The following is a 24873-nucleotide window of genomic DNA, read 5'->3' on the forward strand; positions in this document are numbered from 1 at the left end:
CCGTACTCAAGTACAGCCTGCGGCTAGTTTCCTAGTTTGCTCTTTGATTTTCATTGAGTATAAGGTTTGTTTCAGATTTCTGCTAAGGTAGGATCTAACTTAGAAATTGTAAGAAAAAGAGAGTGGGACAGAAATCGATAGACAAAGTCTTGATTTCGTAGTCCCAGCCCCGCGAGGATGATTAGGAGCTTTTTGGAGTCTAAAAGACGAACAAAAAGTTCAATCAGCTACCGCGTCAAATTATGATTGATAATAAAAAGTGAGGTCGGGATCTTTTTGTCCCAACCTCTTTTTAGGTGACTAGCATTTTTTTGACCTAGTTTTTTCTTATTTACCCAGACAAAATTGGCTGAACAACTGTGTAATGAGTTCGTCTGGCGCAGCATCACCAGTGATTTCTCCGAGGATTTCCCAAGTACGTGTCAAATCAACTTGAAGCAAATCAACAGGCATTCCTAGTTCGAGGCCTTCGTTTACAGCTTGTAAGCTTTCAACTGCCTTTTCAATTAATGAAATATGACGGGCGTTGGATAGATAGGTAGCATCTTGTTCGACCAAGCCTGCGTTTTCAAAGAAAAGGTTGTTAATCCGTTCTTCAATCTTATCGATGTTTTGGTTTTTAAGGACTGAAATACGAATAACGTCTTCAGGTAGTTCCGAAGTTTCAATCGCTTCAGGCAGGTCAGTTTTGTTAAGTAGGATGATACGGTTGGTATCTTGGCTGATTTCAAGAAGTTGTCGGTCTTGGGCAGTTAGAGGTTCACTGGCGTTTAAGACAAGTAGAACCAAGTCAGCTTCCTTGAGGGCTTTTTTGGAGCGTTCAACACCAATTTGTTCCACGATATCATCTGTTTCACGAATACCAGCTGTATCAATCAATTTGAGAGGTACACCATTGATGTTGACGTATTCTTCGATGACATCTCGAGTAGTTCCTGCAATATCCGTTACAATGGCCTTATCTTCGCGCAGGAGGTTATTAAGAAGGCTAGACTTTCCAACGTTAGGACGACCAATGATGGCCGTTGAAATCCCTTCGCGGAGGATTTTCCCACGACGTGCAGTTTTTAGGAGATTGGTCAAGAGTTGTTCAAACTCCATAGTTTTTTCACGGACAACAGCAGTAGTGGCTTCTTCCACATCGTCATACTCAGGATAGTCGATATTAACCTCTACTTGTGCTAGTGTATTGAGGATTTCTTGACGAGTATTATTAATCAAGTCAGATAGAGAACCGTCTAATTGTTTGACCGCTATATTCATAGCCTTATCAGTCTTGGCGCGGATGATATCCATCACAGCCTCGGCTTGAGTCAAGTCCACACGTCCATTTAGGAAGGCACGCTTGGTAAATTCACCAGGCTCTGCCATGCGAGCTCCTTCACGGATAGCTAGTTGGAGAATTTCATTGGTTACGGCGATTCCACCGTGAGTGTTAATCTCGATAATATCTTCACGAGTGAATGTCTTTGGAGATTTCATAGCCCCAATCATAACCTCGTCCATGACCTTACCAGTTTGAGGATCAACAATGTGGCCGTAGTTAAGAGTGTGGCTAGCAACCTTGCTCAAGTCCTTGCCTTTAAAGATTTTCTGCGCAATGGCAAAACTATCCGTTCCGCTTAGGCGGACTATCCCAATAGCACCTTCACCAAGCGGTGTCGAGATGGCTGCAATGGTATCAAATTCCCGTGTAATCATTTCAATTCCTTTATAGTTTATTTGTTTGTATAGACTAATATCTCTTCAAATTGTAACAAATTTTAGTATTTTCTTCAATGAATGTTACTTATAAAGAAAAGCCTAAGCAGATTGCTTAAGCTTTACTTAGTGCGCATTTCACCTTGTGGGAAATAGGTTCCTTCAGGCATATCGTTGATAATGACATGAACAGCAGATTGGGGTGCACCAGTGTTGCGAACCACAGCTTCCGTTACTTCCTTGGCTAGGGCTTTCTTTTGTTCTAACGTGCGTCCTTCAAATAAATCGATGCGTACAAATGGCATAATAGCTTCCTCCACTAGTTATTTGATTTCTTCTATTTTACCACAATTTGCCGTTTAAAGCTTTTGGAAAATATGATATACTAGAATGTAGCAGAAAATTAGAATGGACGTGAAATAGAAACATGGCACAGTTGTATTATCGTTATGGGACTATGAACTCAGGCAAGACGATTGAGATTCTCAAGGTAGCCTATAACTATGAGGAGCAAGGAAAGGGAGTTGTGATTATGACTTCGGCTCTGGATACGCGTGACGGTGTTGGCTATGTTTCAAGTCGAATTGGGATGAAAAGACCTGCAGTTGCTATTGAGGAAACAACGGATATCTTTGGATTTATCCGAGATTTACCTGAAATGCCCTACTGTGTTCTTGTCGATGAAGCCCAATTTTTAAAGCGTCACCATGTTTACGACCTAGCTCGTGTTGTGGATGAGTTAGACATACCTGTCATGGCATTTGGTTTAAAAAATGATTTTCGCAACGAACTATTCGAAGGTTCAAAATATCTTCTGCTCTTAGCAGATAAGATTGATGAAATCAAGACCATTTGTCAGTATTGCAAGAAAAAAGCGACCATGGTGTTGCGTACGCAGAATGGTCTGCCAGTCTATGATGGTGAGCAGATCCAGATAGGTGGCAATGAAACCTATATCTCGGTTTGCCGTAAACATTATTTTGCACCACTGATAACATCCAAAAAGGAACAAGACTATGACAATTGAACTAAGAGATGTTACAATGGAAAATTATTTTGATGTTCTGAATTTGGATGTTAAGGAATATCAAAAACAATTTATTGCTACTAACGCAATTAGTTTAGCTGAAGCATATGTCTACACTAAAAATGGAGATTTTGTAGCTCCATTGGCAGTTTACGATAATGATGCAATCATAGGTTTTGTGATGTTAGCTTATGATAAAAAAATCGGAATTAGTAATGGAAATTATTTACTATTTCGTTTCATGATTGATAAGCATTTTCAAGATCAAGGATATTTTAAACCAATTATGGATAAAGTACTAGACTATGTTCGGACAGCGCCAGTAGGTTTAAGCAATAAACTTTGGTTGTCTTATGAACCAGAAAATGAACATGCAAGATATTGTTACCTCAGTTATGGATTCAAAGAAACTGGGGAAATATCCGAGAACGAAGTAGTAGCCATATACGATTTAACAATTGAAAAATAAGGAGAAAAAATGAACATCTATGATCAACTACAAGCTGTAGAAGACCGTTATGAAGAGTTGGGAGAATTGCTCAGTGACCCTGATGTAGTTTCAGACACCAAGCGTTTCATGGAGCTTTCAAAAGAGGAAGCTTCTACTCGTGATACCGTAACTGCCTACCGCGAATACAAACAAGTCCTTCAAAACATCGTTGATGCTGAAGAAATGATTAAAGAGTCTGGCGGAGATGCTGACTTGGAAGAAATGGCCAAACAAGAACTCAAAGATGCTAAGGCAGAAAAAGAAGAGTACGAAGAAAAATTGAAAATCTTGCTCCTTCCTAAAGATCCAAACGATGACAAGAACATCATCCTTGAAATCCGAGGAGCAGCTGGTGGTGATGAAGCTGCCCTCTTTGCTGGTGATTTGCTAACCATGTACCAAAAGTACGCTGAAGCCCAAGGCTGGCGCTTTGAAGTCATGGAGGCTTCTATGAACGGTGTCGGTGGTTTCAAGGAAGTGGTTGCTATGGTATCAGGTCAGTCTGTATACTCTAAGCTTAAGTATGAGTCTGGTGCCCATCGTGTTCAACGTGTCCCTGTGACAGAAAGCCAAGGCCGTGTTCATACCTCTACAGCGACAGTTCTCGTTATGCCTGAAGTGGAAGAAGTAGAGTACGATATTGATCCAAAAGACCTTCGGGTGGATATCTACCACGCATCTGGTGCTGGTGGACAGAACGTCAACAAGGTTGCGACTGCCGTTCGTATTGTTCACTTGCCAACCAATATCAAGGTTGAGATGCAGGAAGAACGTACCCAGCAGAAAAACCGTGAAAAAGCTATGAAGATCATCCGTGCGCGTGTTGCTGACCACTTTGCACAGATTGCCCAAGATGAGCAGGACGCTGAGCGTAAGTCTACTATCGGTACTGGTGACCGTTCAGAACGTATCCGTACCTATAACTTCCCACAAAATCGTGTCACAGACCACCGTATTGGCTTAACCCTTCAAAAACTTGATACTATTTTGTCTGGTAAACTAGATGAAGTTGTGGATGCCTTGGTTCTTTATGATCAAACGCAAAAATTGGAAGAATTAAACAAATAATGAAATTAGCTCAAATTTTTAAGGATTTTGAGGAAAAGTTGATAGCACAGGGAGAGGAAGCAGAAAGCCTCTCCTTTGTCTATCGTAGCCTGAAAAATCTATCTTTTACAGACTTTGTCTTTGCCCTCCAGCAAGAAGTTATAGAGGAAGAAAAAGAGTTTGTAGAGGAAATTTACACGAAACTGGCAAATCATATACCTGCCCAGTACATTATCGGTCATGCAGAATTTTTTGGGATGCAGTTAGAGGTCGATGAGCGGGTCTTGATTCCCCGTCCAGAGACAGAAGAGTTGGTGGAGCTCATCCTAGCTGAGAATCCAGAGGAAAATCTCAAAGTTCTGGATATCGGAACAGGAAGCGGTGCTATCGCCCTTGCTTTAGCTAAAAATAGACCAGATTGGACAATCACAGCTAGCGATATCTCTCAAGATGCTCTCGATTTGGCCAGCAAAAACGCCGAATTTCAAAATTTTAATATATTTTTTAAAAAATCTGATTGTTTCTCTGAAATTTTTTCAAAATATGATATAATTGTTTCCAATCCACCCTATATCTCTCGTAGAGATGAGTCAGAAGTTGGTTTGAATGTCCTACACTCAGAACCTCATCTGGCGTTATTTGCAGATGAGGATGGTCTAGCGATCTATCGCAGAATCGCGGAAGAATCAAAGGACTATCTAAATGATGGTGGTAAGATTTATCTTGAAATTGGCTACAAACAAGGCCAAAGCGTTCCAGCTCTTTTCAAGGAAAATTTTCCCGAGAAGCGAGTTCGAACTCTGAAAGACCAATTTGGCCAAGATAGGATGGTTGTCATTGATGATGGAGAAAATTAAGCACGAGCTTGAAAATGGTGGAGCTGTTGTTTTGCCAACGGAGACAGTTTATGGACTTTTTGCAAAAGCATTGGATGAAAAGGCTGTTGACCATGTTTATCAGCTTAAATGTCGTCCAAGAGACAAGGCACTCAATCTCAATGTCGCTAGTCTAGACGATATCTTGAACTTTTCTAAGAATCAGCCAACTTATTTACAACAATTGGTTGAAAGTTTTTTGCCAGGCCCTTTGACCATTATCTTAGAAGCTAATGACAGAGTTCCCTACTGGGTCAATTCAGACTTGACTACAGTTGGATTTCGAATGCCTAGTCATCCTGTAACTCTTGAATTGATACGAGAATTTGGACCTCTAATTGGCCCATCTGCTAATATCTCTGGTCAATCAAGTGGAGTTACTTTTCGAAAGATTCTTCATGATTTTGACCAAGAGGTCTTGGGATTTGAAGACGATAGTTTTTTAACAGGTAAAGATTCTACTATTTTAGACTTATCTGGCGACAAGGTAAAGATTCTACGCCAAGGAGCGATTACTCGAGAAGATATCCTTACCAAGATACCAGCGATTCCTTTTGAGGAGGTATGATATGCTACGTGATTTGAAAGCAACAGATGTTGCAGCTATTTGTGAGATTAACAAAAAAGCTTTAGGCTATTCGTTTAGTTTAGAGGAAACGTCTAGTCAACTAGATAAGTTATCTCAAGACTCTCATCACTACCTACTGGGTTTCGAGGATTCGACCAGCCATGACTTACTTGGTTATGTTCATGCCGAGGTTTATGAATCCCTTTATTCAAAACCAGGTTTTAATATCCTAGCTTTAGCTGTTTTGCCTCAAACACAGGGTCAGGGTATCGGAAAAACTTTACTCCAAGGCTTGGAACATGAAGCAAAAAAACGAGGCTATAACTTTATTCGCTTAAATTCTGCAGACCATCGTTTAGGTGCGCATGCTTTCTATGAAAAAGTTGGTTATACCTGCGATAAGACGCAGAAACGGTTTATTCGCATTTTTTAGTTTGGATTTTATATTCTTGTTGTAAAAACAAACTAAAGACCTGTCACACTATAAAGGAGAAGACCTATGATTTTTGACAAAGATGATTTTAAATCATATGATGCAGATCTTTGGAATGCCATTGCCAAAGAAGAGGAACGCCAACAAAACAATATTGAGCTAATCGCGTCTGAAAATGTCGTTTCTAAGGCTGTTATGGCTGCTCAAGGGTCTATCTTGACCAATAAATACGCCGAAGGTTACCCAGGACGTCGCTATTATGGTGGAACTGATGTGGTAGACGTGGTAGAAAGTCTAGCTATTGAACGTGCAAAAGAAATTTTTGGTGCCAAGTTTGCCAATGTCCAACCCCACTCAGGAAGCCAAGCCAACTGTGCTGCCTATATGGCTTTGATTGAGCCAGGTGATACGGTCATGGGAATGGATTTGGCAGCAGGTGGGCACTTGACTCATGGAGCTCCTGTCAGCTTCTCTGGTCAAACCTACAATTTTGTTTCTTATAGCGTTGATCCTGAAACAGAACTCTTAGACTTTGACGCTATCTTGAAACAAGCCCAAGAAGTGAAACCTAAACTCATCGTAGCAGGAGCTTCAGCCTACTCTCAAATTATTGATTTTTCAAAATTCCGTGAAATTGCAGATGCTGTTGGTGCTAAACTCATGGTTGATATGGCTCATATTGCTGGCTTAGTTGCAGCAGGCCTTCATCCAAGTCCAGTGCCTTATGCTCATATCACTACAACAACGACCCACAAAACCCTTCGTGGACCACGTGGTGGTTTGATTTTGACCAACGATGAAGATCTAGCTAATAAAATTAACTCAGCTATTTTCCCAGGTATCCAAGGTGGACCTTTGGAGCACGTTATCGCTGCTAAAGCTGTGTCTTTCAAAGAAGTTTTGGATCCAGCCTTCAAGGAATATGCTACCAATGTCATCAAGAACAGCAAGGCTATGGCAGATGTCTTCTTGCAAGACCCTGATTTCCGTATTATCTCTGGTGGTACTGAAAATCACCTCTTCCTAGTTGATGTAACAAAAGTTGTAGAAAACGGAAAAGTTGCTCAAAACTTGCTAGATGAGGTCAATATTACCCTAAATAAAAACTCAATCCCTTACGAAACCTTGTCACCATTTAAGACAAGTGGTATTCGTATCGGAGCAGCAGCAACAACTGCACGTGGTTTTGGTGAAAAAGAAAGCCGTAAAGTGGCTGAGCTCATCATTAAAGCTCTTAAGAATGCAGAAAATGAGGCTGCTTTAGAAGAAGTGAGAAGTGCAGTTAAAGAATTGACAGATGCCTTCCCATTGTATGAGGACTAATACTTTTATGGACATTTATATTAAGAAAGCCATTATCCATCAGTTCAGCCCAGATGACACCGAGTTGTTTCTAGCGGATAAATTTCTCAATATCACTCCAAAAATCGAAGAATACCTGCGCAAGAAAATTGAACGTGTGTATTCAGATGAAGCCAAGACTGGGATTTTCGAAGAAGAAAATCCCTTCTTCAATCATATCACAGACGATTTGTTGGAGACATCAGTAACACTGGCTAATCTCTGGAAAGAAGAGTTCAGTATTTCTGAAAACCTCAAGACCAATGACTTGATTTTTGTGCAATTTTCTAAAGAAGGTGTAGAACATTTCGCTTTCTTACGAATTGCCCTACGAGAAACCTTGACCCATCTAGGCGGAGAAGTTGACAATCCAATCAAGCTGACTCAGAATAACCTTCCTGGATTTGGAACGGGAGCTGACGAGGCCTTGGTCGTCAATCTTCAGAGTTGCAAGTACCATCTGATCGAAAAACGAATCAAATATAATGGAACTTTTTTGAACTATTTTTCTGAGAATTTGATTCAGGCTCAGCCAAAGATTTCACCTAAGAAGTCAATCAAGGAGCTGGAAAAAACGGCTCAGAGAATTGCAGAAACCTTCAACACAGACGATTTCCAGTTTCAATCCAAGGTCAAGTCTGCTATTTTCAACAACCTTGAAGAAAGTAATGAATTGTCTCCTGAAAAATTGGCAAATGACCTTTTTGACAACAATCTCACTGCACGTCTTAGCTTTATTGATCAAGTCAAGGAAGCAGTGCCAGAGCCAGTTCAGTTTGATGAAATCGATGCTAGTCGCCAATTAAAGAAATTTGAAAACCAAAAACTTTCTCTGTCAAATGGTATTGAATTAATTGTACCCAATAATATTTACCAAGATGCTGAGTCGGTAGAATTTATCCAAAATGACAATGGAACCTACTCTATCTTAATCAAAAACATCGAGGATATACAAAGCAAATAATGTTTAAATTTATAAGAAGGGTCTTGCTACTTGTTCTTATCTTATTTACTGGCTATAAACTTTTTCATATGTATCAGGATGTGAAGCAGGTCATGACCTATCAATCCTTGGTACGAGAAGTTTTAAGTGAGCAAGATACGCCAGCAAATGAAGAACTAGTCTTGGCCATGATTTATACCGAAACCAAAGGTAAAGAAAGTGACGTGATGCAGTCCAGTGAGTCTGCTAGCGGTACGACAAATACAATTTCTGACAATAGGAGTAGTATTCGTCAGGGAATTCAAACTTTGACTGAAAATCTTTATTTAGCGCAAGAAAAAGAAGTAGATGTTTGGACTGCTGTACAGGCATATAACTTTGGTCCAGCTTATATCGATTTTATCGCTCAAAACGGGAAAGAGAATACACTTGCCCTAGCCAAACAATACTCACGAGAAACAGTTGCTCCAATTTTAGGAAATACAACTGGAGAAACCTACACTTACCTTAATCCTATTTCACTCTTTAGCGGGGCTGAACTCTACGTTGATGGGGGGAATTACTATTATTCGAGGCAGGTTAGATTGAATCTCTATATTATTAAATTTTTTAATCTATTTTAAGCACTTAGAAAATTCTAGGTGCTTTTATAAGCTTTCTTTAAGGCTAATCGACTATCCTAGATAGGAAAAGGAGGAGCGTCCAATGAGAAAGAAATTCTTTCTGACTAGTGCTGCAGTTCTTTTAGCAGTTGCAACTTTGCAAAGCGCTCAAGCAGCCACTGATGTTCAAAAAGTAATTGATGAAACTTATGTTCAACCTGAGTACGTCTTGGGTTCATCATTAACAGAGGATCAAAAAAATCAAACCTTAAAAAAACTCGGCTATAATGCCTCTACAGATACCAAAGAACTGAAGACTATGACGCCAGATGTCTACTCAAAGATTATGAACGTCGCCAATGACTCTAGTCTCCAGCTCTATTCATCTGCAAAAATTCAAAAATTAGGTGAAAAATCTCCACTTGAAGTCAAGATTGAAACACCTGAAAATATCACTAAAGTGACCCAAGACATGTACCGTAATGCGGCTGTTACCTTGGGTGTGGAGCACGCGCGTATCACCGTTGCGGCACCAATCCCTGTAACAGGTGAAAGTGCCTTAGCAGGTATTTACTATTCATTAGAAGCTAATGGTGTTCAACTTCCTCAAGAAAATAAAGACCTAGCTCAGAAAGAGCTAAAAGCCTTGTCAGACATCAACGATGAAAACAAGGATAAATCAGGCTATGATGCCAATAAACTCAATGTAGCCCTTGCCGATATCAAGTCTGCTATCGCTAAGGCTAAAGAGTCCAAGGGTGAGCTTACAGAAGATGATGTTCGTAAGATTGTAGAAGATACATTGAAAAATTATAAGCTGGATCAGGTTATAACAGGAAATCAGATCAATATCATCATCAACTTTGCCTTTAATCTTTCAAAGAGTGATATTCTGAATAACGAAGACTTCACAAAGACCCTAAAAGATTTGAAACAAAGCATTGTTGCACAAGCAGGTGATAGTTTCAGCAATATTGACCTTAACTTTGATGCTAATAAAGCATTTGAGGATGGGGGCAATATTCTCAGTGCTATTTGGCAAGCAATTGTAAACTTTTTCAAGAGTTTTGGTGCTTAGGTCAATTCATGGTATAATAGATGGTAACAGAACAGTTGCCGTCTTTTTTTCGGCACATAGAAAGTGAAAATTATGTTAAAGAAAAATGATATTGTAGAAGTTGAGATTGTCGATTTGAGCCATGAGGGATCAGGTGTTGCCAAGGTCGATGGCTTGATCTTTTTTGTAGAGAATGCTCTACCGACTGAAAAAATCCTTATGCGAGTCCTTAAAGTCAACAAGAAGATTGGCTTTGGTAAGGTCGAGGAATACCTCACACAGTCTCCACATCGTAATCAAGACTTAGATTTGGCTTACCTGCGTTCAGGCATTGCTGACTTGGGACATCTAGCTTATCCAGAGCAACTCAAGTTTAAAACCAAGCAAGTGAAAGACAGCCTTTATAAGATTGCTGGAATCACGGATGTAGAGGTTGCTCATACTCTTGGCATGGAAAATCCTGTCAAGTATCGTAACAAGGCTCAGGTTCCTGTTCGTCGTGTCAATGGTGTTCTGGAGACTGGTTTTTTCCGTAAGAATTCTCATGACCTTATGCCTCTAGAAGATTTTTATATTCAGGATCCAGTCATCGACCAAGTTATCCTTGTTTTACGAGAGTTGCTTCGTCGTTATGACTTAAAACCCTATGATGAGAAGGAACAGTCTGGCTTGATTCGTAACCTTGTCGTTCGTCGTGGACATCATTCAGGTCAAATCATGGTTATCTTGGTGACAACTCGTCCTAAAATTTTCCGAGTAGAACAGTTGATTGAACAAGTTATCAAGCAGTTTCCAGAAATCGTATCAGTTATGCAAAATATTAATGACCAAAATACCAATGCCATTTTCGGGAAAGAATGGCGGGTTCTCTATGGTCAAAATTACATTACGGACCAAATGTTAGGGAATAGCTTCCAAATCTCTGGACCAGCCTTTTATCAGGTCAATACAGAAATGGCTGAGAAGCTCTACCAGACAGCTATTGATTTTGCGGAGTTAAGAGAAGAGGATGTGGTGATTGACGCCTATTCAGGAATCGGAACTATTGGCTTATTAGTCGCTAAGCACGTTAAGGAAGTCTACGGAGTGGAAGTTATCCCAGAAGCAGTAAAAAATAGCCAGAAGAATGCAGAGTTGAACGGTATTACCAATGCCCACTATGTCTGTGACACAGCTGAAAATGCCATGAAGAATTGGCTCAAGGAAGGCATCCAACCAACTGCCATCCTGGTTGACCCTCCACGTAAGGGCTTGACCGAAAGCTTTATCAAAGCAAGCGCCCAAACAGGATCTGACCGCATTGCCTATATCTCCTGTAATGTCGCCACCATGGCGCGTGATATCAAACTCTATCAAGAATTGGGCTATGAATTGAAGAAAGTCCAGCTGGTGGATTTGTTTCCACAAACACATCACGTTGAGTGTGTAGCTTTGCTGGTAAAAGCCTAGAAACCTTGTAACGAAAGGGATAATCAAAAGCCTTGATTGTAAGGCTTTTTTTGTGTTTTTGTGATAGAATATAGGTAGTTATAATCGACAGCAACTAAGAAGCAGTAAAAATATTATTCATAAAATAATTAAGATAAGGGCAATAAAATGACAGAAATTGACAAAAAGAATTTAAAAAATTATCTTTATTGTACATTTGGAATTACTTATATAGCTTGGGGGATTCTTGCCATCTTTACGCAATCTCATATTTTTGGAATAGAAACGATTATAGGAAGAACTTTACATATAGTAGGTGCACTTGGACCAGCTATTGCAAGTGGCTTTTATTTGAAAAGGAATAATATAAAATTTAAACATTTTGTATTTAGTAAGAAAGAAAATAGTAGTATTTATTTCATCATTCATTTGTTAGCAATTTTGATACTATTTTCTGTATCTTCCTTAGAATTAAATGAAGTATCAATTTATCTGATGCCATTATTCTTTATACAACTAATTTTTTTTGGTGGTGGACATGAAGAATTAGGATGGAGAGGAATATTACAACCCTTACTTGATAAAAAATATACTTATTGGCAATCTAATTTGATTGTAGGATCAATTTGGGGAATATGGCATCTGCCTTTATGGTTTATAGTTGGAGAAAGGCATCAAGGATTTCCTTTCATTTTATTTTTTATATATACATTATTTTTAAGTTTTGTTTTTAGGCTTCTTTACCGTCAAACGAAATCTGTGGGATACTGTATATTATTTCATGCGTTCGCAAATTTGTTAAATCTCTATTTTGTGTTAAAAATTAATGTTATTTTTATTATCATTTTTATTGGTTATTTAATTTATACTATATTTGCGAGTACTAGAATTAGTAAGGAAACAACATTTTAAAATTTAGATCAGGATATCCTTTATTGAAGGTAACAATCGGTCTATCTAGATAATCGATGTTAAAGAATTTTCTGTTGTAATTTCAAGTGGAATGATGAATATCGTTTCTTTTGGAACTAGCGAAAATCTTTCCGTTCCACAGTATCATTTTAAAATGATTTTCATTGCCTTTTGTTTATTAGTACAAAAAAATATTATCACATGTCGAATGTGTAAGCTTGTTAGTGAAATGTGGATAATCGTTCAAAAATCAGAAGGACTAGAGATGTATATGTTGGAATTATATCAAAATCCTTCTTATAAAGATCTAGTCGTATTTGGGTCCTTAAAAGAAGGAAAAGAATTTGTATCCAAAATAACTGGATATACTCTAGAAAATGAAGATGATTTTGTTCAAGGTAATAAAGTAGAAATAAAGAACATTTAGATGAAAGGTTTAGAGTAAACATGAGTCTCTTATTTGAAGAATTTAAAACCATTTGTTTCCATTTAAATCGAGTCGGAATTACACCGACACTGATGGGTTCTTTGGGATTGGAGTTTAGAACGAAAGAAAATTGGGGGCCGTCTGACATTGACATTCATGTGCCTGGTGACCCTAGAGGTTGGGAAGCACCTGATCATCTCAGAATTTATGACTGGGACAAGATAATGAAAGTGATGAAAGACTTAGGCTACGTCTTAATAGATATTCATGAGCATGAATTCAAAAAGGATCGAGTGAGTGTTGAATTTGGAAGTATCGATTCCTTACTTGATTTTGCAGGAGTTTCGGAATCGGATATAGAGCTTATTCACATTGAAGGCATCACTTTTCGTCTTCCAAGTCTGGAGCAGTATCTAAGTATTTACAAAGCTTCTTCTCAAGACTCCTATCGAAATGATCACAATAACAATAAGGATTTTAAAAAGATCGAGTGGCTGGAAAGACATTTGTAAATTATCATATGAAAAGTAGTAAGTTGTAAGACTGGCTGCTATGTTATTTTTATTATCATTTTTATTGGTTATTTAATTTATACTATATTTGCGAGTACTAGAATTAGTAAGAAAAAGCAGGTGGAAAAATTGTAAAAGAGCCACAGGGACTTTTCTGGGGTGGATATCACGTATATTTTTCGGATTTAGATGGATATTATTGGGAAGTTTCTTGGGGACCCAATTTTCAATTTGATGAAAATGGACTATTGAAATTTTAGTAATTAAGGGAGATAGCAAAAATGGCTTCAAGTAAAGAATATTTAGATTTCATTTTAGAACAATTGTCCGAGTTGGAAGAAATATCATATAGAGCAATGATGGGGGAATACATAATTTATTATCGAGGGAAAATAATGGGTGGAATTTATGATGATAGATTTTTAGTGAAGCCTGTCAAATCTGCAATAGCGTATATGTCGAATGTAGAATACGAATTGCCGTATGAAGGTGCAAAGGAAATGCTATTGGTAGATGATGTTGACAACAAAGAATATTTAACCGGCTTATTTAATTCAATGCATGATGAGTTACCTGCAACAAAACCAAAGAAAAAGAAATAATAAAATCTCAGTTTATCTAGGTAATACTATTTAACGATAACCTTATGCTATCGTTAAAAAGTTTATAGAACAGACAAGACTACCTGGCATAATTAGTGTTCGCTCGTTTCATGTTGAGGTCGTATCACTGCTTGTCCGAGCTGAGGCATCAGCGAAGTAGAAGTAGATGCTCCGCCCATGGGATAGTACTTGTAGAATGAGGAGGGAAACCGACGAAATGATACGGTAAGTCCGAACCGCTGAGTGCGTGGCTCTGCTCTTCCGATCTGAGACAGCGAAAAGTAGAAGGGGATGGTATTGGTATCAATCAATGAGTAACAAAGGAACAGCATGATTCGTAACATTTGCTTGTAATTTGCGGAGGAACATCAATATGGATGGAATAACAAAAGATTCTATAAAAACGGCTAAACTAATGAAACAATTATGGCCCCAATTGACCGATAAAGAAGCTATTGATGAAGTGAAAAAATATACGAATGGCAAAAATACTGCAATCTTTACTGAAGTTGAAGGTGACACAATTGTAGGTCTAGCACTATGTTCACTCAGATTTGATTATGTTGAAGGTTGTAAATATAGTCCTGTTGGATTCTTAGAAGGGATTATTGTCGACGAGGAATATCGTTTAAAGGATATTGCTAAAAATCTCTGTACAAAATGTGAGGAATGGGCGAAAAATAAAGGATGTAAGGAATTTGCAAGTGACTGTACTTTAACGAATACGGATTCTATAGGATTTCATCTCAATATTGGATTTCAGGAGGCAAATAGAATTATTCATTTTAAGAAGAAATTATAATTTAGAAACGTGAATAAACTTGTTTAAACTTTATGTATCTTTAGAAAGCGTGAAAGATTGGACGAACAAATTTTTTTGATGGGTGGAAATCCGCCGATAAAGAACCATACGATTGTTAATAAAATTATGTCATCAAGGAAGATCGAAAGAATTGTCATTTTTACAGTTTATCGAGAAAATTGGCAACCCTATATGAAAAAGTACACGGAAGTTTTCCAAAGCCATTTTTCTAACCTAAACACTGATTACTTACTCTTGGACATTGAGCAGATTAATTTTGGTAGCTATCTAGATGCTGATGTCATCATTATCGGTGGTGGAAATACGGAAAAGTATTTAGCTACTTACGTCAATCAGCAGTTCAAAAATTATATCGATCGTATGCTGAATAAAGGGGCGAAAGTTATAGGGTTTTCTGCAGGAGCCCTATTATTAGGAAAAAAAGTCTATGTTTCACCTAATGATAATTCAGATCATCAGATAAAGATAAAAAATGGATTAGGACTCTTTAATCAGTTTTTAATTAGTGTCCATTATGATTCATGGAATGATAAAGCTAATAAGGATAGAGCTGAAGAACTCGTTAATGTTCCCATAATTTCACTAAATGATCATTCCTGTCTTGTATTGGATAAACTTGGAAATATCATAGAGAAAATTGACTAGTTTTAATCATGCGAATCTGAATCTACGAAACTAAAGTATTGATGAACTGGATAGGTTACTAGTGAAAACTGCAAAAAGTGTTGTGAAATGAATCGGAGAGTGCTTGATGGATTTTAGTAGTAAGATAGCCATAAATAAAGGCTGGTCAGATGATAAAAAATATTGTGTGACAGATCAAAATCAGCAAAAATATTTCTTGCGTGTTTCTGATAAGGAGAAGTTAGATTCTAAAAAATTTGAATTTGATATGATGGAGAAAGTAGCTTTTCTTGGAGTTCCAATGTGTAGACCAATTAGCATAGAACTCTGCGATGATGGTGTACATTCTTTACACGAATGGATAGACGGGAAAGATGCAAGAGAAACCATTTTAACTGTTTCAAAAGAACAACAATACACTTACGGAGTAGAAGCAGGAAGCATCCTTCAAAAAATTCATTCACTCTCTTTAACAGAAGTTCGTGAAGATTGGGAATCCTTTTTTAATCAAAAAATTGATGACAAAATCGCAAAATACAAAGAATGTCCCGTCCAATATGAAAATGGTCAGATCTTTATTGATTTTTTAAATGCAAATCGAGAATTGTTAAAAGATAGACCTCAGGTCTTCCAACATGGAGATTATCATATCGGGAATTTCATGATTGGTGAAGATCGTAAAATTTATGTCATTGACTTTGATCGATTTGACCTTGGAGATCCTTGGGAGGAATTCAATCGTATTGTATGGTCTGCTCAAGTTTCACCTTCTTTTGCCTCTGGTATGATAGATGGATATTTTGATCATAAGGTTCCAGATTTATTTTGGAAACTTCTTGCTATCTATATTGTAAATAACATAGTTGGTGCTCTTCCATGGTCTGTTCCTTACGGAGTTGAAGAAATATCAGTAATGCAAAATCAAGCTAAGGAAATTTTAGAATGGTATGATGATATGAAGCAAATCATTCCTAGTTGGTATTTGATTGAGAAAAAGTTGAATAATAAAAGAGTTTAAATATCAATTTGAAAAAATGTCAAGATTATTTGCTCATATTATAACGAATTCAATTCTTTATTAATACCTATCGAGAAATATCTTGAAAATTGGGATGTTGTTTCGGGTTCAAGTTACATGAAAGAATATATTTTAAATTTAGAAAAAGAATTCTCTTTAATAGAAAATGGATTTAAGGAAGAAGAGAAAAGAGCTCTTGCTGACTATCAATCAAACGATAATGCGTATACCAAAGAATTAGCATTTTTAGCCTTTAAATCCAATGTATATCAAGTTAGAATGTACAGTGTATTTCTCTTTGGATATTTGTCATCGTATGAAGAAATTTTGATCTTCATGAGGGATGAGGTTTCAAAAGATGACAATTGGAGAGTTCAAGAAGTATTAGCAAAAGCATTTGATGAATTTTGTAATCAAACAGGTTATGAAAAATCTCTTCCGGTTATTGACGACTGGCTACAAAATAATAATCCAAATGTCAGAAGAGCTGTTACAGAAGGTTTGAGAATATGGACGAGTAGACCATATTTCAAGGACAATCCAGATGAAGCTATTAAACGAATCGCAACATTAAAAGAAGATTCTAGTGAATATGTTAGAAAATCAGTCGGCAATTCTTTGAGGGATATTAGCAAAAAATTTCCAGAGTTAATTAAAGAAGAACTTGATGGTTGGGATGTTAAGAGTAAAGAGATTCAACAAGTATTCAAACTGGCAAGTAAATTTATAAAATGATAATTCTAAACTATAAAGTTAAAAAATGGTAACTATAAAATAGTTTCATTCTAAAGTTTAATTTTAAACAATAACTCAGTTGCTTTCGTTCTATAATATAGAAGTTTACTAGCACCACATGTTGAGTGTGTAAGTTTGTTAGTGAAAGCATAGCAACCTTTAAATAAAAATTATTGATTGCAAGTTTTTTTGATGTATGGAAGGGACGTATCATAGAAACAGTTTTTGTTGATAGTGTTTATTTAATATATTTATAGGCTGTTAATCTACTTCCGTAATGTCTAAGGAAACAAACTAATTTTGATATTAAGAAGCTTTATGGAAGAAAGTCTGATTGAAGGACTGTAGTAGAATGGCAAAGGGTTTTGACTCAGAGAAGCAGTCTTTTGTTGTTTTAGTGCTATAATGTAGAAAATTCTATATTAAGAGGTAAGAAGTATGGAAAACAATAACAGTCAAGGATTGACATTGACTGATTTAGTATTCTCTCTATACTGTTACAGAATGGGAAGAGAAAATGTTATCAATAGTAAGATTTTAAAAAATATTAAAGTAAAAGGAAAAAATATTGAACACAGGATAGATGTCTATGTTGAATTTGTTCAAATGAATAATTTAGAACGAACGATTATTAAAACCATAGACAGTAAAAATGTAAAAGCGAAAGATGTGTGGCAGTTTGATAATCTATTAAAAGATTTAGATTTCTTCCCTAAAGGAATCTTATATTTTAATAATAAAATAGATGAAGATGCATTGAAAATCGCAAAAAAAAGAAATATTCAAGTAATACATTTTGACGTTATAGAAGAAACAATAAGGAATGTGAGCCAAACTCTTGATCTAATTTTACCTGATAGAAACGTTATAGGAGATCCATTTTGGGTTTTGATGAAGGTTAAAAATCGGACCAAAGATAACACAGGAGATTATTTTGGTCTAGAGGATTCTATACCACTTTTTACATCAAAGAAACTTGCTGATGCACTATGCAAAAGGAACCCAGATTTTGCTGTCTTTGGTCTTTCTCAACATCACTTATCTATCTTGATTTCTTTTGTAGAAAACGGTTTTTTGCCAGAATTAGGTATTGTGTGTCCAAGCAAACAAACATCTTCAACAATAGATTATAATGGAGTAATGTATAAAATTGGATGTAAAAATCTTAAAGAAATATATATGAAGTGATCCCGATGGGAAAAGGTGACGCTTTTGAAGCTACCATCAAAGATATTTGTTTACAACTTTCAAATAAAGAGAGAATTAATGCTAAAATCAATACGAAAGTTAAAATGATTGGAGATGATGGAGCAACCCATGAAATAGATGTTCTTTATTCATTTGAACATTTTGGTGTATCTTATCAAGTTGGAATAGAGTGTAAAAATTGGAAAAATCCAATAAATGTTAGTGAATTGAGAAATTTTGACTATAAACTGAATCATATTGGTGGAATCAATGGAATATTTATTTCTGCCGAAAGTGAATTTCAGAATGGAGCTTGTAAAGTATCAGACTATAACAGCATTAAATTAGTTAAGTATGAAGATTTTGCTTGCTTTGCTCTATCTGAATATACTAGGTACTTAAAACCCGATTTCGAAACAGTCGGAGACCCATTTTGGATATTAATGGATACTAATGGTAAATCTTCAATAGAACAAAACAGTGTACTCGAAAATAAAATATTACTATTTTCAAGTAAAAAATTAGCAGAAGATTATAAAAAGGAAAAATTTGAAAATCATATAAATGTTATTGTCGCTGGTGTTTCGCAAGAACACTTGAAGGAAATTAAAAAGATTAATCACTATAATGAAGTAAGTGTTTATTTAACAGATTTTACTTTAGAGCCTGTCGAATTAAGTCAATGGGATATAGATTTATATATAAGATAGGGCTATACCATATTTTATTCAAAGTATGCTGAGGTTGTACACTGATTGACGTTAGTGTCCCTAGATTTGAAGGAGGAGAGATTATCAATGCTTATATTGGAATTGTACCAAAATAATTATTCAAAAGATTTAGTCGCTTTTGAGTCTTTAGAAGAGGGGAAAGCCTTTGTAGCTCAAATCCCTGGATATACTTTAGAAAACGAAGATGGGTTTGAAGTGGAGTATGTGAATCCTAAACGCTTGCCAGATTATATAGAAATTATCTTCAACGGCAACATTGTCCCTTTATCTAGATTCTCATTTGAACCTGAGAAAAATGTCGAGATTATTTGGAAAGAAATTTCGAATCTATCCGAACCAAGCGATAGAGTGGTCGAAGGGTTTACAAAAGTCGATGCCTATGTCGTTAACAACGATGAAGTGAAAGTCTATGTTGAAGCCAGAGAAGCAAACTTCCGCAAGGCAAAAGCTTTCTTAGAAAGCAAAGGGTACGAAGTCGACAGAAGCTTTTTCGGAAGTGAAGACGGGGAAGCGATTGTCTACAGAAAACGCGACACCGAAGATTGGCACTTCCTATGTCACATTGATCCTTCGTTTGTAGAGATTGAAGATGTAGAAGGATATGTGAAAGAAGCCATGGAAGATATGCAATAGTTACTCAAACTTCGTTTTGAATGTGTAGGATTGCTAGTTAAAGCAATTTGATATAGTGTTCAAATAATCAATAAAAAATGTAGTATTTTAGCAAATATAATATGGAGGTTTAAGATGCCAACTACAATAGAAGTTAATAAGCAGAGTGTTGAGGCACTACTTGGTAGTGGAAGAACAAAACCATTTGTTATTCCAGAATATCAGCGTCCTTATGCTTGGACAGATGAGCAGGTTGAAACACTGTTTGAAGATTTATGGGAATTTACCGTCAGTAATGGTGGTACTGAACGCGAAGGTTCGTATTTTCTTGGAAGTATCGTTTCGTATGAAAATGATAATGGTGAACAGGAAATTATTGATGGTCAGCAACGTATTACCTCTCTGTTTTTATTGTTAAGAGCGATTTACACAAAGCTATTTAATTCTCCATTATCAGAACGAACTCCAGAAGCGAACAATTTTATTGGTAAGATTGAACCCTCAATCTGGCGCACTAATAAACTGACTGGAACAGTTGATTATAAGACTACTCTTCTAACATCACGTGTTGTTAATAATGAAGGTAATGAAATTCTTCGTAAAATTCTCGAAACTGGAAGAGCAAATAAAGATTCTAAAGATAATTATTCTAGAAATTATATTCATTTTCAGGAGTTACTTGATAAACATTCAAGTGATAATCCCTTGATGATTTATCAGTTCATTTATTCCCTATTAAATCAAGCTATTCTTTTACCAATAACTGCTGATACCCAAGATACAGCATTGACTATTTTCTCTACTTTAAATGACAGAGGTTTACCGCTATCTGATGCTGATATATTTAAAGCTAAGATTTATAACCATCTTGAGGGAAAAGATAAGGAAATATTTATTGAACGCTGGAAAGAGCTTGATGAACAAGCTACAGCAGCTAATGAAAGTATCCAACAATTATTCTATTACTATATGTTCTATCTTAGAGCTTTGGAAAAAGATACTAAAAGTACTACACCTGGTGTCAGAAAATACTATTCGAGTAACAAATTTGAGCGCCTTTATCAATCTGAATTATTAGATAATTTATTCGTAATGATCGAATTATGGAAAGTAATTAATAAAGGTGAAGTGCTGGAAGATGAGAGTTGGTCATCAAATATACAGATAAAACAAACATTAGATACACTTACTTCATATCCTAATGAGTTCTGGAAATATCCGGTGATTATATATTATATTTGTTATCGTAAGGATAAAAACTTTGAGGATAAATTTGCAAGATTCTTAAACAAATTACTCGCTGAACTAATGACAAAATACATTCTTATTCCAACTATCAATGCTGTTAAAGGTGATATTTTGAAATTAAATTCAGCAATTGTTGTATCAGATATTCCTAAATTTGATTTCAAAGAACTAGACCAAGCTCAACTTGAAGCAGGAATCCAAAATCCTCACCGTAATGTGGTGAGAATGTTGCTTAAAACACTTGCTTATAAACATCAGGATTCATTATTACCAAGTAAATGGGAAATCGAGCATATTTTCCCTCAAAAGTGGCAAACTAACTACTTTATCGATGAATCAGATAATAAAATCCGAGAGAAAATCGAGCATATAGGCAATAAATTACCATTTGAAAAGAAGTTAAATATTATAGCAGGAAATGGTTACTTTGCTAAAAAGAAAAAAGAATATGCAGCTTCTAAAATCGAAATCACAAAAGTTATGGGACTTTCTGAAATTCAAGAGTGGAATTTAGAGTCAATTTCGAAAAGAGATATCAGGATTTCAGATTCTATTATTGCAATTCTTAAAAAATGGAACAAAGAGTATTCGGTTATTACAAAAGAAATTGTTTCCAATAAACCTTCAGATGAGGATTTAGCTCGTATTGCTGAATTTAAGGAAAAAGGCTGGATTTAACAGTAAATCAATACTGCGTTTTTCAAACTACTTTAGATTTTTATAGAGAAAGCGTGTGAGATGAGAAAATAGTGGAGAGAGATTTAATGCTAGAGTGGAAATTTATTATTCCAGAAGATGAATATGAAGCTAGTGCAGCTTTTAGTGAGAATAGTCATTACGAGATTTCTACGATGACTTTGAAGGGTAAGAAACATCTGATTCGATTGAAATTTCCCTTCTGTCATTTTTACCAAATCGTAGATAGAAACTTATTTGATACTCTTCATCAGATTCCTAGTTCGCCAGAGTTTGAATCCCCTATTTGTAAGCTAGAGACCAGTAGCCTGATTACAGAAGTGATTCATAGGGCGGGTGGAGTTTTGACTGAAGAAGACTTGGCTCATTTTCGTATTTGTGCAAAGAATCTAGTCATTGACTTAGTTCTCTATAAAAATCAAGAGAGTGATATAAGGATAGAAGAGGTTGGTAAAAAATGAAGTGGGTTCATATTGGTGAGGAAATAGAGTATGATTGGTATGAATTACGGTGTCAACTTTCTCAAGAAAATCACCTGCAAATTTTTATCGAAGGCTTAAAGAATCAAAAGCTCAAATACTGTATTGATTTTGGTAAGATTCTTTTTTGCAGATCTATTGATGAGGGATGGGACCTGAATTTGCTCGAAGAAGATTTACTTAGTGGACCAGAATTTCCTCATTTATCAGATGGGATTTTACTTGAAATGATAGATAGTCACCTCAAAAAAAGAGTTCAAAAGTTTTATCCTGACCCCATCTATCACTACCAAGTACAGGGAATTAATTTTGGGATAGACATCCTTACAGAGGCTATTCCGATTATCAAAAAGATCTAGACTGAAACCTAGATAAAAGTAAACCTTTTCAACAATAAAATAGACTCCATAATATCTATAGGGAATTTATCCACTAGAAATATTATAGAGCCTGAATCCTTACAGCTTTATCTACAAATTTTGGTAAGTTCTTTATAAAATATCCACCCTGAGGGAATCGAACCCCCATCTCAAGAACCGGAATCTTACGTGATATCCATTACACTAAGGGTGGAAGCTTTAATTATTATATCAAAAAAGAGAGCTGAACTCAAGTTTTTTCTAAGTTCAGCAAAAGGAGAATAAAAAAAGGATTCAGTATTGAAACGAATCCTCTAGATGATTATTTTTTCTCAAGAAGAGCTTTGATTTCTTGAAGAACTTCCAATTCAGTTGGACCAGCAGGTGCCTCTTCAGCGACTTCTTCTTTTTTACGAAGGTTTTGAGCTTTTTCCATTGCTTTAATCACAAAGAAAAGAACAGTACCTACAACAACAAAGTTGATAACAGCACTCAAGAAGTTACCGTAAGCAACACCATTCCATGAAAGTTCAGCAATACGTTCGATTTTTGCAGCTTTCAAAGCTGGGTTCAATAGAAGTGGAGTGATGATATCATTAACAAATGAAGTTACGATAGCACCAAATGCTGAAGCTATAATCACACCGACAGCAAGGTCCACGACGTTACCACGGAGCAAAAATTCTTTAAGATCTTTTAACATTTTCTTTTTCCTTTCGAATTTTACAATCTAAATTATATCTTAATCATCTGTTGAATGCAAGTAATATGCTCAGTGTTTTTTAAAAACAAAAACTTTACTGAAGATGTAATTGAGGACTATGATAGTAACTTGTGCAAAAATAGTCTCAATTGTATTGATAGTATTGAGATTATCACCTACAAACTGACCGATAATATGGGGGAAACTCGTCACAAAAATAAAGGTCAGCAGCAGGTCTAAGAGGAAGGTTATGAATCTTGCGGTCGTAAATTTTATCAGACGCTTGAACCAATTTTTTCGTTTCTGTTTAAAAACAATGGTATCGTTGGTAAAAAAAGCAAACAAAATTCCAGTTATATTTCCCAGAGCAGTCGCCCATAATTCTTGTTGGAAAAAGTAAAAAATAGTGATACGAACAATGATAGAAACAAGTGTAGTTGCAACCCCGAAAAATAAGTAGGAGAGGATTTCATTATCGAAGAATTTTTTGATGTATGTTTTCATAAAAATAGTATAGCATAAAGGGCATAAATGTGCTATACTTGAAAGGTTGACTTGTTCAACCCTTGGTGCTTAGCTTCTTTCACCAAGCATATTTTACGCGGGTTACTCGCTAAAGGAGAAAACATGAAAAAACTAACTATTCGTGATATGGCAGATATTGCCATTGTCGCAGCAATTTATGTGGTTTTGACAATCACACCACCCCTTAATGCTATCAGTTACGGTGCTTATCAGTTCCGTATTTCTGAAATGATGAATTTCCTTGCCTTTTACAATCCTAAGTACATTATCGGTGTTACTCTTGGCTGTATGATTGCTAATTTCTTCAGTTTTGGAATCATCGATGTCGCAGTTGGTGGAGTCTCTACGCTTGTCTTCCTAAGTTTAGGCGTATGGTTGTTTAGCAAATATAAAAAAGACTATCTTTTTAATGGATTGATTCGTAAAGATCATTTCTTCTTTTCAATTCTTTTTTCGATTTCAATGATCACCATTGCTGCTGAATTGAACATCGTAGCAGAAGCACCTTTCTTCTTAACTTGGTTTACAACTGCTATCGGAGAATTTGCTTCCTTGATTGTTGGTGCTATTCTTATCGGAAAAATCGGGAAACGACTTGATTTGACCAGATAAAGATATCACATCAAATATTATTAAAAAGGGCTGAACTTTGTTCAGTCTTTTTCCTTGTCCATCAACCTAGAAGCTCAACAAAAGTGGTATAATAAGGTAGAAAAAGCGGTTTAATTATGATAGTTTATTTTTTGATTGGGATAAAATTGATGATGAAAAGCTCGGTTTTGACTTTTGCTATTTACTTTATTTCCTTCCTTCTTTTACTGATTCTATGGCGTCGTTATGTCATTGTGCGTCAAAGTGGCGGAAACTTTTTCGCCCCGTTTCATATTTCTAAGGGAAGATTTTATATCCATAATGCTTATGTTTTTAGAAAGCGCATTATACCACTGAATAATATTAAAAAGATTGAGGTCGATTTTATTCCAAGTGTTAAATTGAATGGTGCTAGATATTTTTTGTGTATTGAACAAAAGAGCGGAAAAGCTCTAGCCTATTTCTTTGGCCAATCAAAAGAGAATGATAAGCTTGTCAGAAATCTAAAAAATGAGACGAAAAAGTATCATATTAAAGTTATCATCAATTGGTAGGACTTTAGTCTAAGGATAGGTG

The 24873-nt window shown here is 36.1% G+C and carries 31 protein-coding genes, 1 tRNA gene, 1 pseudogene and 1 riboswitch; of the genes and pseudogenes, 28 read left to right on the forward strand and 5 right to left on the reverse strand.

What is annotated here, in order from left to right:
• Positions 1–327: 327 nt before the first annotated feature.
• Both mnmE and ADF68_RS08690 read right to left on the reverse strand, forming a co-directional pair.
• A complete protein-coding gene (mnmE, locus tag ADF68_RS08685) occupies positions 328–1701 on the reverse strand; it encodes a tRNA uridine-5-carboxymethylaminomethyl(34) synthesis GTPase MnmE (protein ID WP_049549467.1) in 1374 nt (457 codons plus the stop codon).
• A 122-nt stretch (positions 1702–1823) separates the two neighbouring features.
• Positions 1824–2006, reverse strand: a complete 183-nt coding sequence (locus ADF68_RS08690) for a 4-oxalocrotonate tautomerase (protein ID WP_001117401.1) — start codon at positions 2004–2006, stop codon at positions 1824–1826.
• Positions 2007–2128: 122 nt separating this feature from the next.
• Here ADF68_RS08690 and ADF68_RS08695 point away from each other — a divergent pair, with 122 nt between their 5' ends.
• The 26 genes and pseudogenes from ADF68_RS08695 (at position 2129) to ADF68_RS08815 (ending at position 22478) form a co-directional block, all read left to right on the forward strand.
• Positions 2129–2728: a thymidine kinase gene (locus ADF68_RS08695; protein ID WP_049504679.1), complete on the forward strand. Its 600-nt coding sequence runs from the start codon at positions 2129–2131 to the stop codon at positions 2726–2728.
• Entirely contained in the window at positions 2718–3197 is a 480-nt protein-coding gene (locus ADF68_RS08700) for a GNAT family N-acetyltransferase (protein ID WP_049549468.1), read from the forward strand. Before ADF68_RS08695 ends, ADF68_RS08700 begins: the two co-directional genes overlap by 11 nt.
• Positions 3198–3206: 9 nt before the next feature.
• Complete coding sequence (prfA, locus tag ADF68_RS08705) at positions 3207–4286, forward strand: peptide chain release factor 1 (RefSeq protein WP_001028815.1); 1080 nt, start codon at positions 3207–3209, stop codon at positions 4284–4286.
• Positions 4286–5122 (forward strand): peptide chain release factor N(5)-glutamine methyltransferase, encoded by an 837-nt coding sequence (gene prmC, locus ADF68_RS08710; protein WP_049549469.1) that lies wholly within the window; start codon positions 4286–4288, stop codon positions 5120–5122. The genes prfA and prmC overlap by 1 nt, the downstream gene beginning before the upstream one ends.
• Positions 5106–5708 (forward strand): L-threonylcarbamoyladenylate synthase, encoded by a 603-nt coding sequence (locus ADF68_RS08715; protein WP_049549470.1) that lies wholly within the window; start codon positions 5106–5108, stop codon positions 5706–5708. Before prmC ends, ADF68_RS08715 begins: the two co-directional genes overlap by 17 nt.
• Position 5709: 1 nt before the next feature.
• Positions 5710–6141, forward strand: coding sequence for a GNAT family N-acetyltransferase (locus tag ADF68_RS08720; protein ID WP_049549471.1), 432 nt, complete (start codon positions 5710–5712; stop codon positions 6139–6141).
• 66 nt (positions 6142–6207) lie between these two features.
• On the forward strand, positions 6208–7464 hold the full coding sequence (glyA, locus tag ADF68_RS08725) for a serine hydroxymethyltransferase (RefSeq protein WP_049549472.1): 1257 nt from the start codon (positions 6208–6210) through the stop codon (positions 7462–7464).
• 7 nt (positions 7465–7471) lie between these two features.
• Positions 7472–8446, forward strand: coding sequence for a nucleoid-associated protein (locus tag ADF68_RS08730; RefSeq protein ID WP_049549510.1), 975 nt, complete (start codon positions 7472–7474; stop codon positions 8444–8446).
• Positions 8446–9048 carry a lysozyme family protein gene (locus ADF68_RS08735; protein WP_049549473.1) on the forward strand — a complete coding sequence of 201 codons (603 nt, stop codon included), beginning with the start codon at positions 8446–8448 and terminating at the stop codon, positions 9046–9048. Before ADF68_RS08730 ends, ADF68_RS08735 begins: the two co-directional genes overlap by 1 nt.
• 82 nt (positions 9049–9130) lie before the next feature.
• Positions 9131–10105, forward strand: a complete 975-nt coding sequence (locus ADF68_RS08740; protein WP_049549474.1) for a DUF1002 domain-containing protein — start codon at positions 9131–9133, stop codon at positions 10103–10105.
• A gap of 72 nt (positions 10106–10177) precedes the next feature.
• On the forward strand, positions 10178–11533 hold the full coding sequence (rlmD, locus tag ADF68_RS08745) for a 23S rRNA (uracil(1939)-C(5))-methyltransferase RlmD (protein ID WP_049549475.1): 1356 nt from the start codon (positions 10178–10180) through the stop codon (positions 11531–11533).
• Between the two features lie 147 nt (positions 11534–11680).
• Positions 11681–12424, forward strand: coding sequence for a CPBP family intramembrane glutamic endopeptidase (locus tag ADF68_RS08750; protein WP_049549476.1), 744 nt, complete (start codon positions 11681–11683; stop codon positions 12422–12424).
• Between the two features lie 94 nt (positions 12425–12518).
• Positions 12519–12851: a hypothetical protein gene (locus ADF68_RS11530; protein WP_152901838.1), complete on the forward strand. Its 333-nt coding sequence runs from the start codon at positions 12519–12521 to the stop codon at positions 12849–12851.
• Positions 12852–12871: 20 nt separating this feature from the next.
• Entirely contained in the window at positions 12872–13363 is a 492-nt protein-coding gene (locus ADF68_RS08760; RefSeq protein WP_049549477.1) for a nucleotidyltransferase, read from the forward strand.
• 119 nt (positions 13364–13482) lie between these two features.
• Positions 13483–13623, forward strand: a pseudogene (locus ADF68_RS10690) (VOC family protein); the annotation flags it as partial.
• Positions 13624–13644: 21 nt separating this feature from the next.
• Positions 13645–13965 (forward strand): TfoX/Sxy family protein, encoded by a 321-nt coding sequence (locus tag ADF68_RS08765; protein ID WP_049549478.1) that lies wholly within the window; start codon positions 13645–13647, stop codon positions 13963–13965.
• A 373-nt stretch (positions 13966–14338) separates the two neighbouring features.
• On the forward strand, positions 14339–14767 hold the full coding sequence (gene aac(6') / locus ADF68_RS08770) for an aminoglycoside 6'-N-acetyltransferase (protein ID WP_049549479.1): 429 nt from the start codon (positions 14339–14341) through the stop codon (positions 14765–14767).
• A 57-nt stretch (positions 14768–14824) separates the two neighbouring features.
• Complete coding sequence (locus ADF68_RS08775) at positions 14825–15433, forward strand: Type 1 glutamine amidotransferase-like domain-containing protein (protein WP_049549480.1); 609 nt, start codon at positions 14825–14827, stop codon at positions 15431–15433.
• Between the two features lie 106 nt (positions 15434–15539).
• On the forward strand, positions 15540–16430 hold the full coding sequence (locus ADF68_RS08780; protein WP_049549481.1) for an aminoglycoside phosphotransferase family protein: 891 nt from the start codon (positions 15540–15542) through the stop codon (positions 16428–16430).
• 117 nt (positions 16431–16547) lie between these two features.
• Positions 16548–17165, forward strand: a complete 618-nt coding sequence (locus tag ADF68_RS08785; RefSeq protein WP_049549482.1) for a DNA alkylation repair protein — start codon at positions 16548–16550, stop codon at positions 17163–17165.
• A 438-nt stretch (positions 17166–17603) separates the two neighbouring features.
• The gene (locus ADF68_RS08790) at positions 17604–18353 is read left to right on the forward strand and encodes a hypothetical protein (RefSeq protein WP_049549483.1); all 750 of its coding nucleotides are present in this window, start codon (positions 17604–17606) and stop codon (positions 18351–18353) included.
• A 5-nt stretch (positions 18354–18358) separates the two neighbouring features.
• The gene (locus ADF68_RS08795; RefSeq protein ID WP_049549484.1) at positions 18359–19063 is read left to right on the forward strand and encodes a restriction endonuclease; all 705 of its coding nucleotides are present in this window, start codon (positions 18359–18361) and stop codon (positions 19061–19063) included.
• A gap of 87 nt (positions 19064–19150) precedes the next feature.
• Positions 19151–19717 (forward strand): hypothetical protein, encoded by a 567-nt coding sequence (locus tag ADF68_RS08800; RefSeq protein ID WP_049549485.1) that lies wholly within the window; start codon positions 19151–19153, stop codon positions 19715–19717.
• A gap of 114 nt (positions 19718–19831) precedes the next feature.
• The gene (locus ADF68_RS08805; protein ID WP_049549486.1) at positions 19832–21622 is read left to right on the forward strand and encodes a DUF262 domain-containing protein; all 1791 of its coding nucleotides are present in this window, start codon (positions 19832–19834) and stop codon (positions 21620–21622) included.
• 86 nt (positions 21623–21708) lie between these two features.
• Complete coding sequence (locus tag ADF68_RS08810; protein ID WP_049549487.1) at positions 21709–22101, forward strand: hypothetical protein; 393 nt, start codon at positions 21709–21711, stop codon at positions 22099–22101.
• Entirely contained in the window at positions 22098–22478 is a 381-nt protein-coding gene (locus ADF68_RS08815) for a hypothetical protein (protein WP_049549488.1), read from the forward strand. Before ADF68_RS08810 ends, ADF68_RS08815 begins: the two co-directional genes overlap by 4 nt.
• Before the next feature lie 142 nt (positions 22479–22620).
• On the opposite strand, the gene ADF68_RS08820 is transcribed toward ADF68_RS08815, so the two are convergent.
• The 3 genes from ADF68_RS08820 to ADF68_RS08830 all read right to left on the reverse strand — a co-directional run bounded on the left by ADF68_RS08820 (position 22621) and on the right by ADF68_RS08830 (position 23685).
• Positions 22621–22692, reverse strand: a tRNA-Arg gene (locus ADF68_RS08820).
• Positions 22693–22800: 108 nt separating this feature from the next.
• Positions 22801–23181: a large conductance mechanosensitive channel protein MscL gene (mscL, locus tag ADF68_RS08825; protein WP_049549489.1), complete on the reverse strand. Its 381-nt coding sequence runs from the start codon at positions 23179–23181 to the stop codon at positions 22801–22803.
• Between the two features lie 69 nt (positions 23182–23250).
• Entirely contained in the window at positions 23251–23685 is a 435-nt protein-coding gene (locus ADF68_RS08830) for a GtrA family protein (RefSeq protein ID WP_049549490.1), read from the reverse strand.
• A gap of 28 nt (positions 23686–23713) precedes the next feature.
• A riboswitch (PreQ1 riboswitch) is annotated at positions 23714–23811 on the forward strand.
• On the opposite strand from ADF68_RS08830, the gene ADF68_RS08835 reads away from it, so the two are divergent.
• Positions 23809–24318, forward strand: a complete 510-nt coding sequence (locus tag ADF68_RS08835) for a QueT transporter family protein (protein ID WP_049549491.1) — start codon at positions 23809–23811, stop codon at positions 24316–24318. It overlaps the preceding riboswitch by 3 nt.
• A 116-nt stretch (positions 24319–24434) precedes the next feature.
• Positions 24435–24851 carry a hypothetical protein gene (locus ADF68_RS08840; protein WP_049549492.1) on the forward strand — a complete coding sequence of 139 codons (417 nt, stop codon included), beginning with the start codon at positions 24435–24437 and terminating at the stop codon, positions 24849–24851.
• Positions 24852–24873: the final 22 nt, after the last annotated feature.

Origin of the sequence: Streptococcus pseudopneumoniae, from assembly GCF_001068775.1 — a bacterium.
Classification (GTDB): domain Bacteria; phylum Bacillota; class Bacilli; order Lactobacillales; family Streptococcaceae; genus Streptococcus; species Streptococcus pseudopneumoniae_N.

Excerpts from the sequence above, each read along its gene's own strand:
- ADF68_RS08800 (WP_049549485.1), top strand. The coding sequence starts at position 19,151 with ATGCTTATATTGGAATTGTACCAAAATAATTATTCAAAAGATTTAGTC.
- mnmE (WP_049549467.1), bottom strand. The coding sequence starts at position 1,701 with ATGATTACACGGGAATTTGATACCATTGCAGCCATCTCGACACCGCTT.
- prfA (WP_001028815.1), top strand. The coding sequence starts at position 3,207 with ATGAACATCTATGATCAACTACAAGCTGTAGAAGACCGTTATGAAGAG.
- ADF68_RS08790 (WP_049549483.1), top strand. The coding sequence starts at position 17,604 with ATGGAAAACAATAACAGTCAAGGATTGACATTGACTGATTTAGTATTC.
- ADF68_RS08720 (WP_049549471.1), top strand. The coding sequence starts at position 5,710 with ATGCTACGTGATTTGAAAGCAACAGATGTTGCAGCTATTTGTGAGATT.
- ADF68_RS08815 (WP_049549488.1), top strand. The coding sequence starts at position 22,098 with ATGAAGTGGGTTCATATTGGTGAGGAAATAGAGTATGATTGGTATGAA.
- ADF68_RS08840 (WP_049549492.1), top strand. The coding sequence starts at position 24,435 with ATGATAGTTTATTTTTTGATTGGGATAAAATTGATGATGAAAAGCTCG.
- ADF68_RS08830 (WP_049549490.1), bottom strand. The coding sequence starts at position 23,685 with ATGAAAACATACATCAAAAAATTCTTCGATAATGAAATCCTCTCCTAC.
- ADF68_RS08805 (WP_049549486.1), top strand. The coding sequence starts at position 19,832 with ATGCCAACTACAATAGAAGTTAATAAGCAGAGTGTTGAGGCACTACTT.
- ADF68_RS08810 (WP_049549487.1), top strand. The coding sequence starts at position 21,709 with ATGCTAGAGTGGAAATTTATTATTCCAGAAGATGAATATGAAGCTAGT.
- mscL (WP_049549489.1), bottom strand. The coding sequence starts at position 23,181 with ATGTTAAAAGATCTTAAAGAATTTTTGCTCCGTGGTAACGTCGTGGAC.
- ADF68_RS08740 (WP_049549474.1), top strand. The coding sequence starts at position 9,131 with ATGAGAAAGAAATTCTTTCTGACTAGTGCTGCAGTTCTTTTAGCAGTT.
- ADF68_RS08700 (WP_049549468.1), top strand. The coding sequence starts at position 2,718 with ATGACAATTGAACTAAGAGATGTTACAATGGAAAATTATTTTGATGTT.
- ADF68_RS08750 (WP_049549476.1), top strand. The coding sequence starts at position 11,681 with ATGACAGAAATTGACAAAAAGAATTTAAAAAATTATCTTTATTGTACA.
- ADF68_RS08695 (WP_049504679.1), top strand. The coding sequence starts at position 2,129 with ATGGCACAGTTGTATTATCGTTATGGGACTATGAACTCAGGCAAGACG.
- ADF68_RS08780 (WP_049549481.1), top strand. The coding sequence starts at position 15,540 with ATGGATTTTAGTAGTAAGATAGCCATAAATAAAGGCTGGTCAGATGAT.
- ADF68_RS08715 (WP_049549470.1), top strand. The coding sequence starts at position 5,106 with ATGATGGAGAAAATTAAGCACGAGCTTGAAAATGGTGGAGCTGTTGTT.
- ADF68_RS11530 (WP_152901838.1), top strand. The coding sequence starts at position 12,519 with ATGAATATCGTTTCTTTTGGAACTAGCGAAAATCTTTCCGTTCCACAG.
- rlmD (WP_049549475.1), top strand. The coding sequence starts at position 10,178 with ATGTTAAAGAAAAATGATATTGTAGAAGTTGAGATTGTCGATTTGAGC.
- prmC (WP_049549469.1), top strand. The coding sequence starts at position 4,286 with ATGAAATTAGCTCAAATTTTTAAGGATTTTGAGGAAAAGTTGATAGCA.
- ADF68_RS08690 (WP_001117401.1), bottom strand. The coding sequence starts at position 2,006 with ATGCCATTTGTACGCATCGATTTATTTGAAGGACGCACGTTAGAACAA.
- ADF68_RS08795 (WP_049549484.1), top strand. The coding sequence starts at position 18,359 with ATGGGAAAAGGTGACGCTTTTGAAGCTACCATCAAAGATATTTGTTTA.
- ADF68_RS08760 (WP_049549477.1), top strand. The coding sequence starts at position 12,872 with ATGAGTCTCTTATTTGAAGAATTTAAAACCATTTGTTTCCATTTAAAT.
- ADF68_RS08735 (WP_049549473.1), top strand. The coding sequence starts at position 8,446 with ATGTTTAAATTTATAAGAAGGGTCTTGCTACTTGTTCTTATCTTATTT.
- ADF68_RS08730 (WP_049549510.1), top strand. The coding sequence starts at position 7,472 with ATGGACATTTATATTAAGAAAGCCATTATCCATCAGTTCAGCCCAGAT.
- ADF68_RS08785 (WP_049549482.1), top strand. The coding sequence starts at position 16,548 with ATGAAAGAATATATTTTAAATTTAGAAAAAGAATTCTCTTTAATAGAA.
- ADF68_RS08835 (WP_049549491.1), top strand. The coding sequence starts at position 23,809 with ATGAAAAAACTAACTATTCGTGATATGGCAGATATTGCCATTGTCGCA.
- glyA (WP_049549472.1), top strand. The coding sequence starts at position 6,208 with ATGATTTTTGACAAAGATGATTTTAAATCATATGATGCAGATCTTTGG.
- ADF68_RS08765 (WP_049549478.1), top strand. The coding sequence starts at position 13,645 with ATGGCTTCAAGTAAAGAATATTTAGATTTCATTTTAGAACAATTGTCC.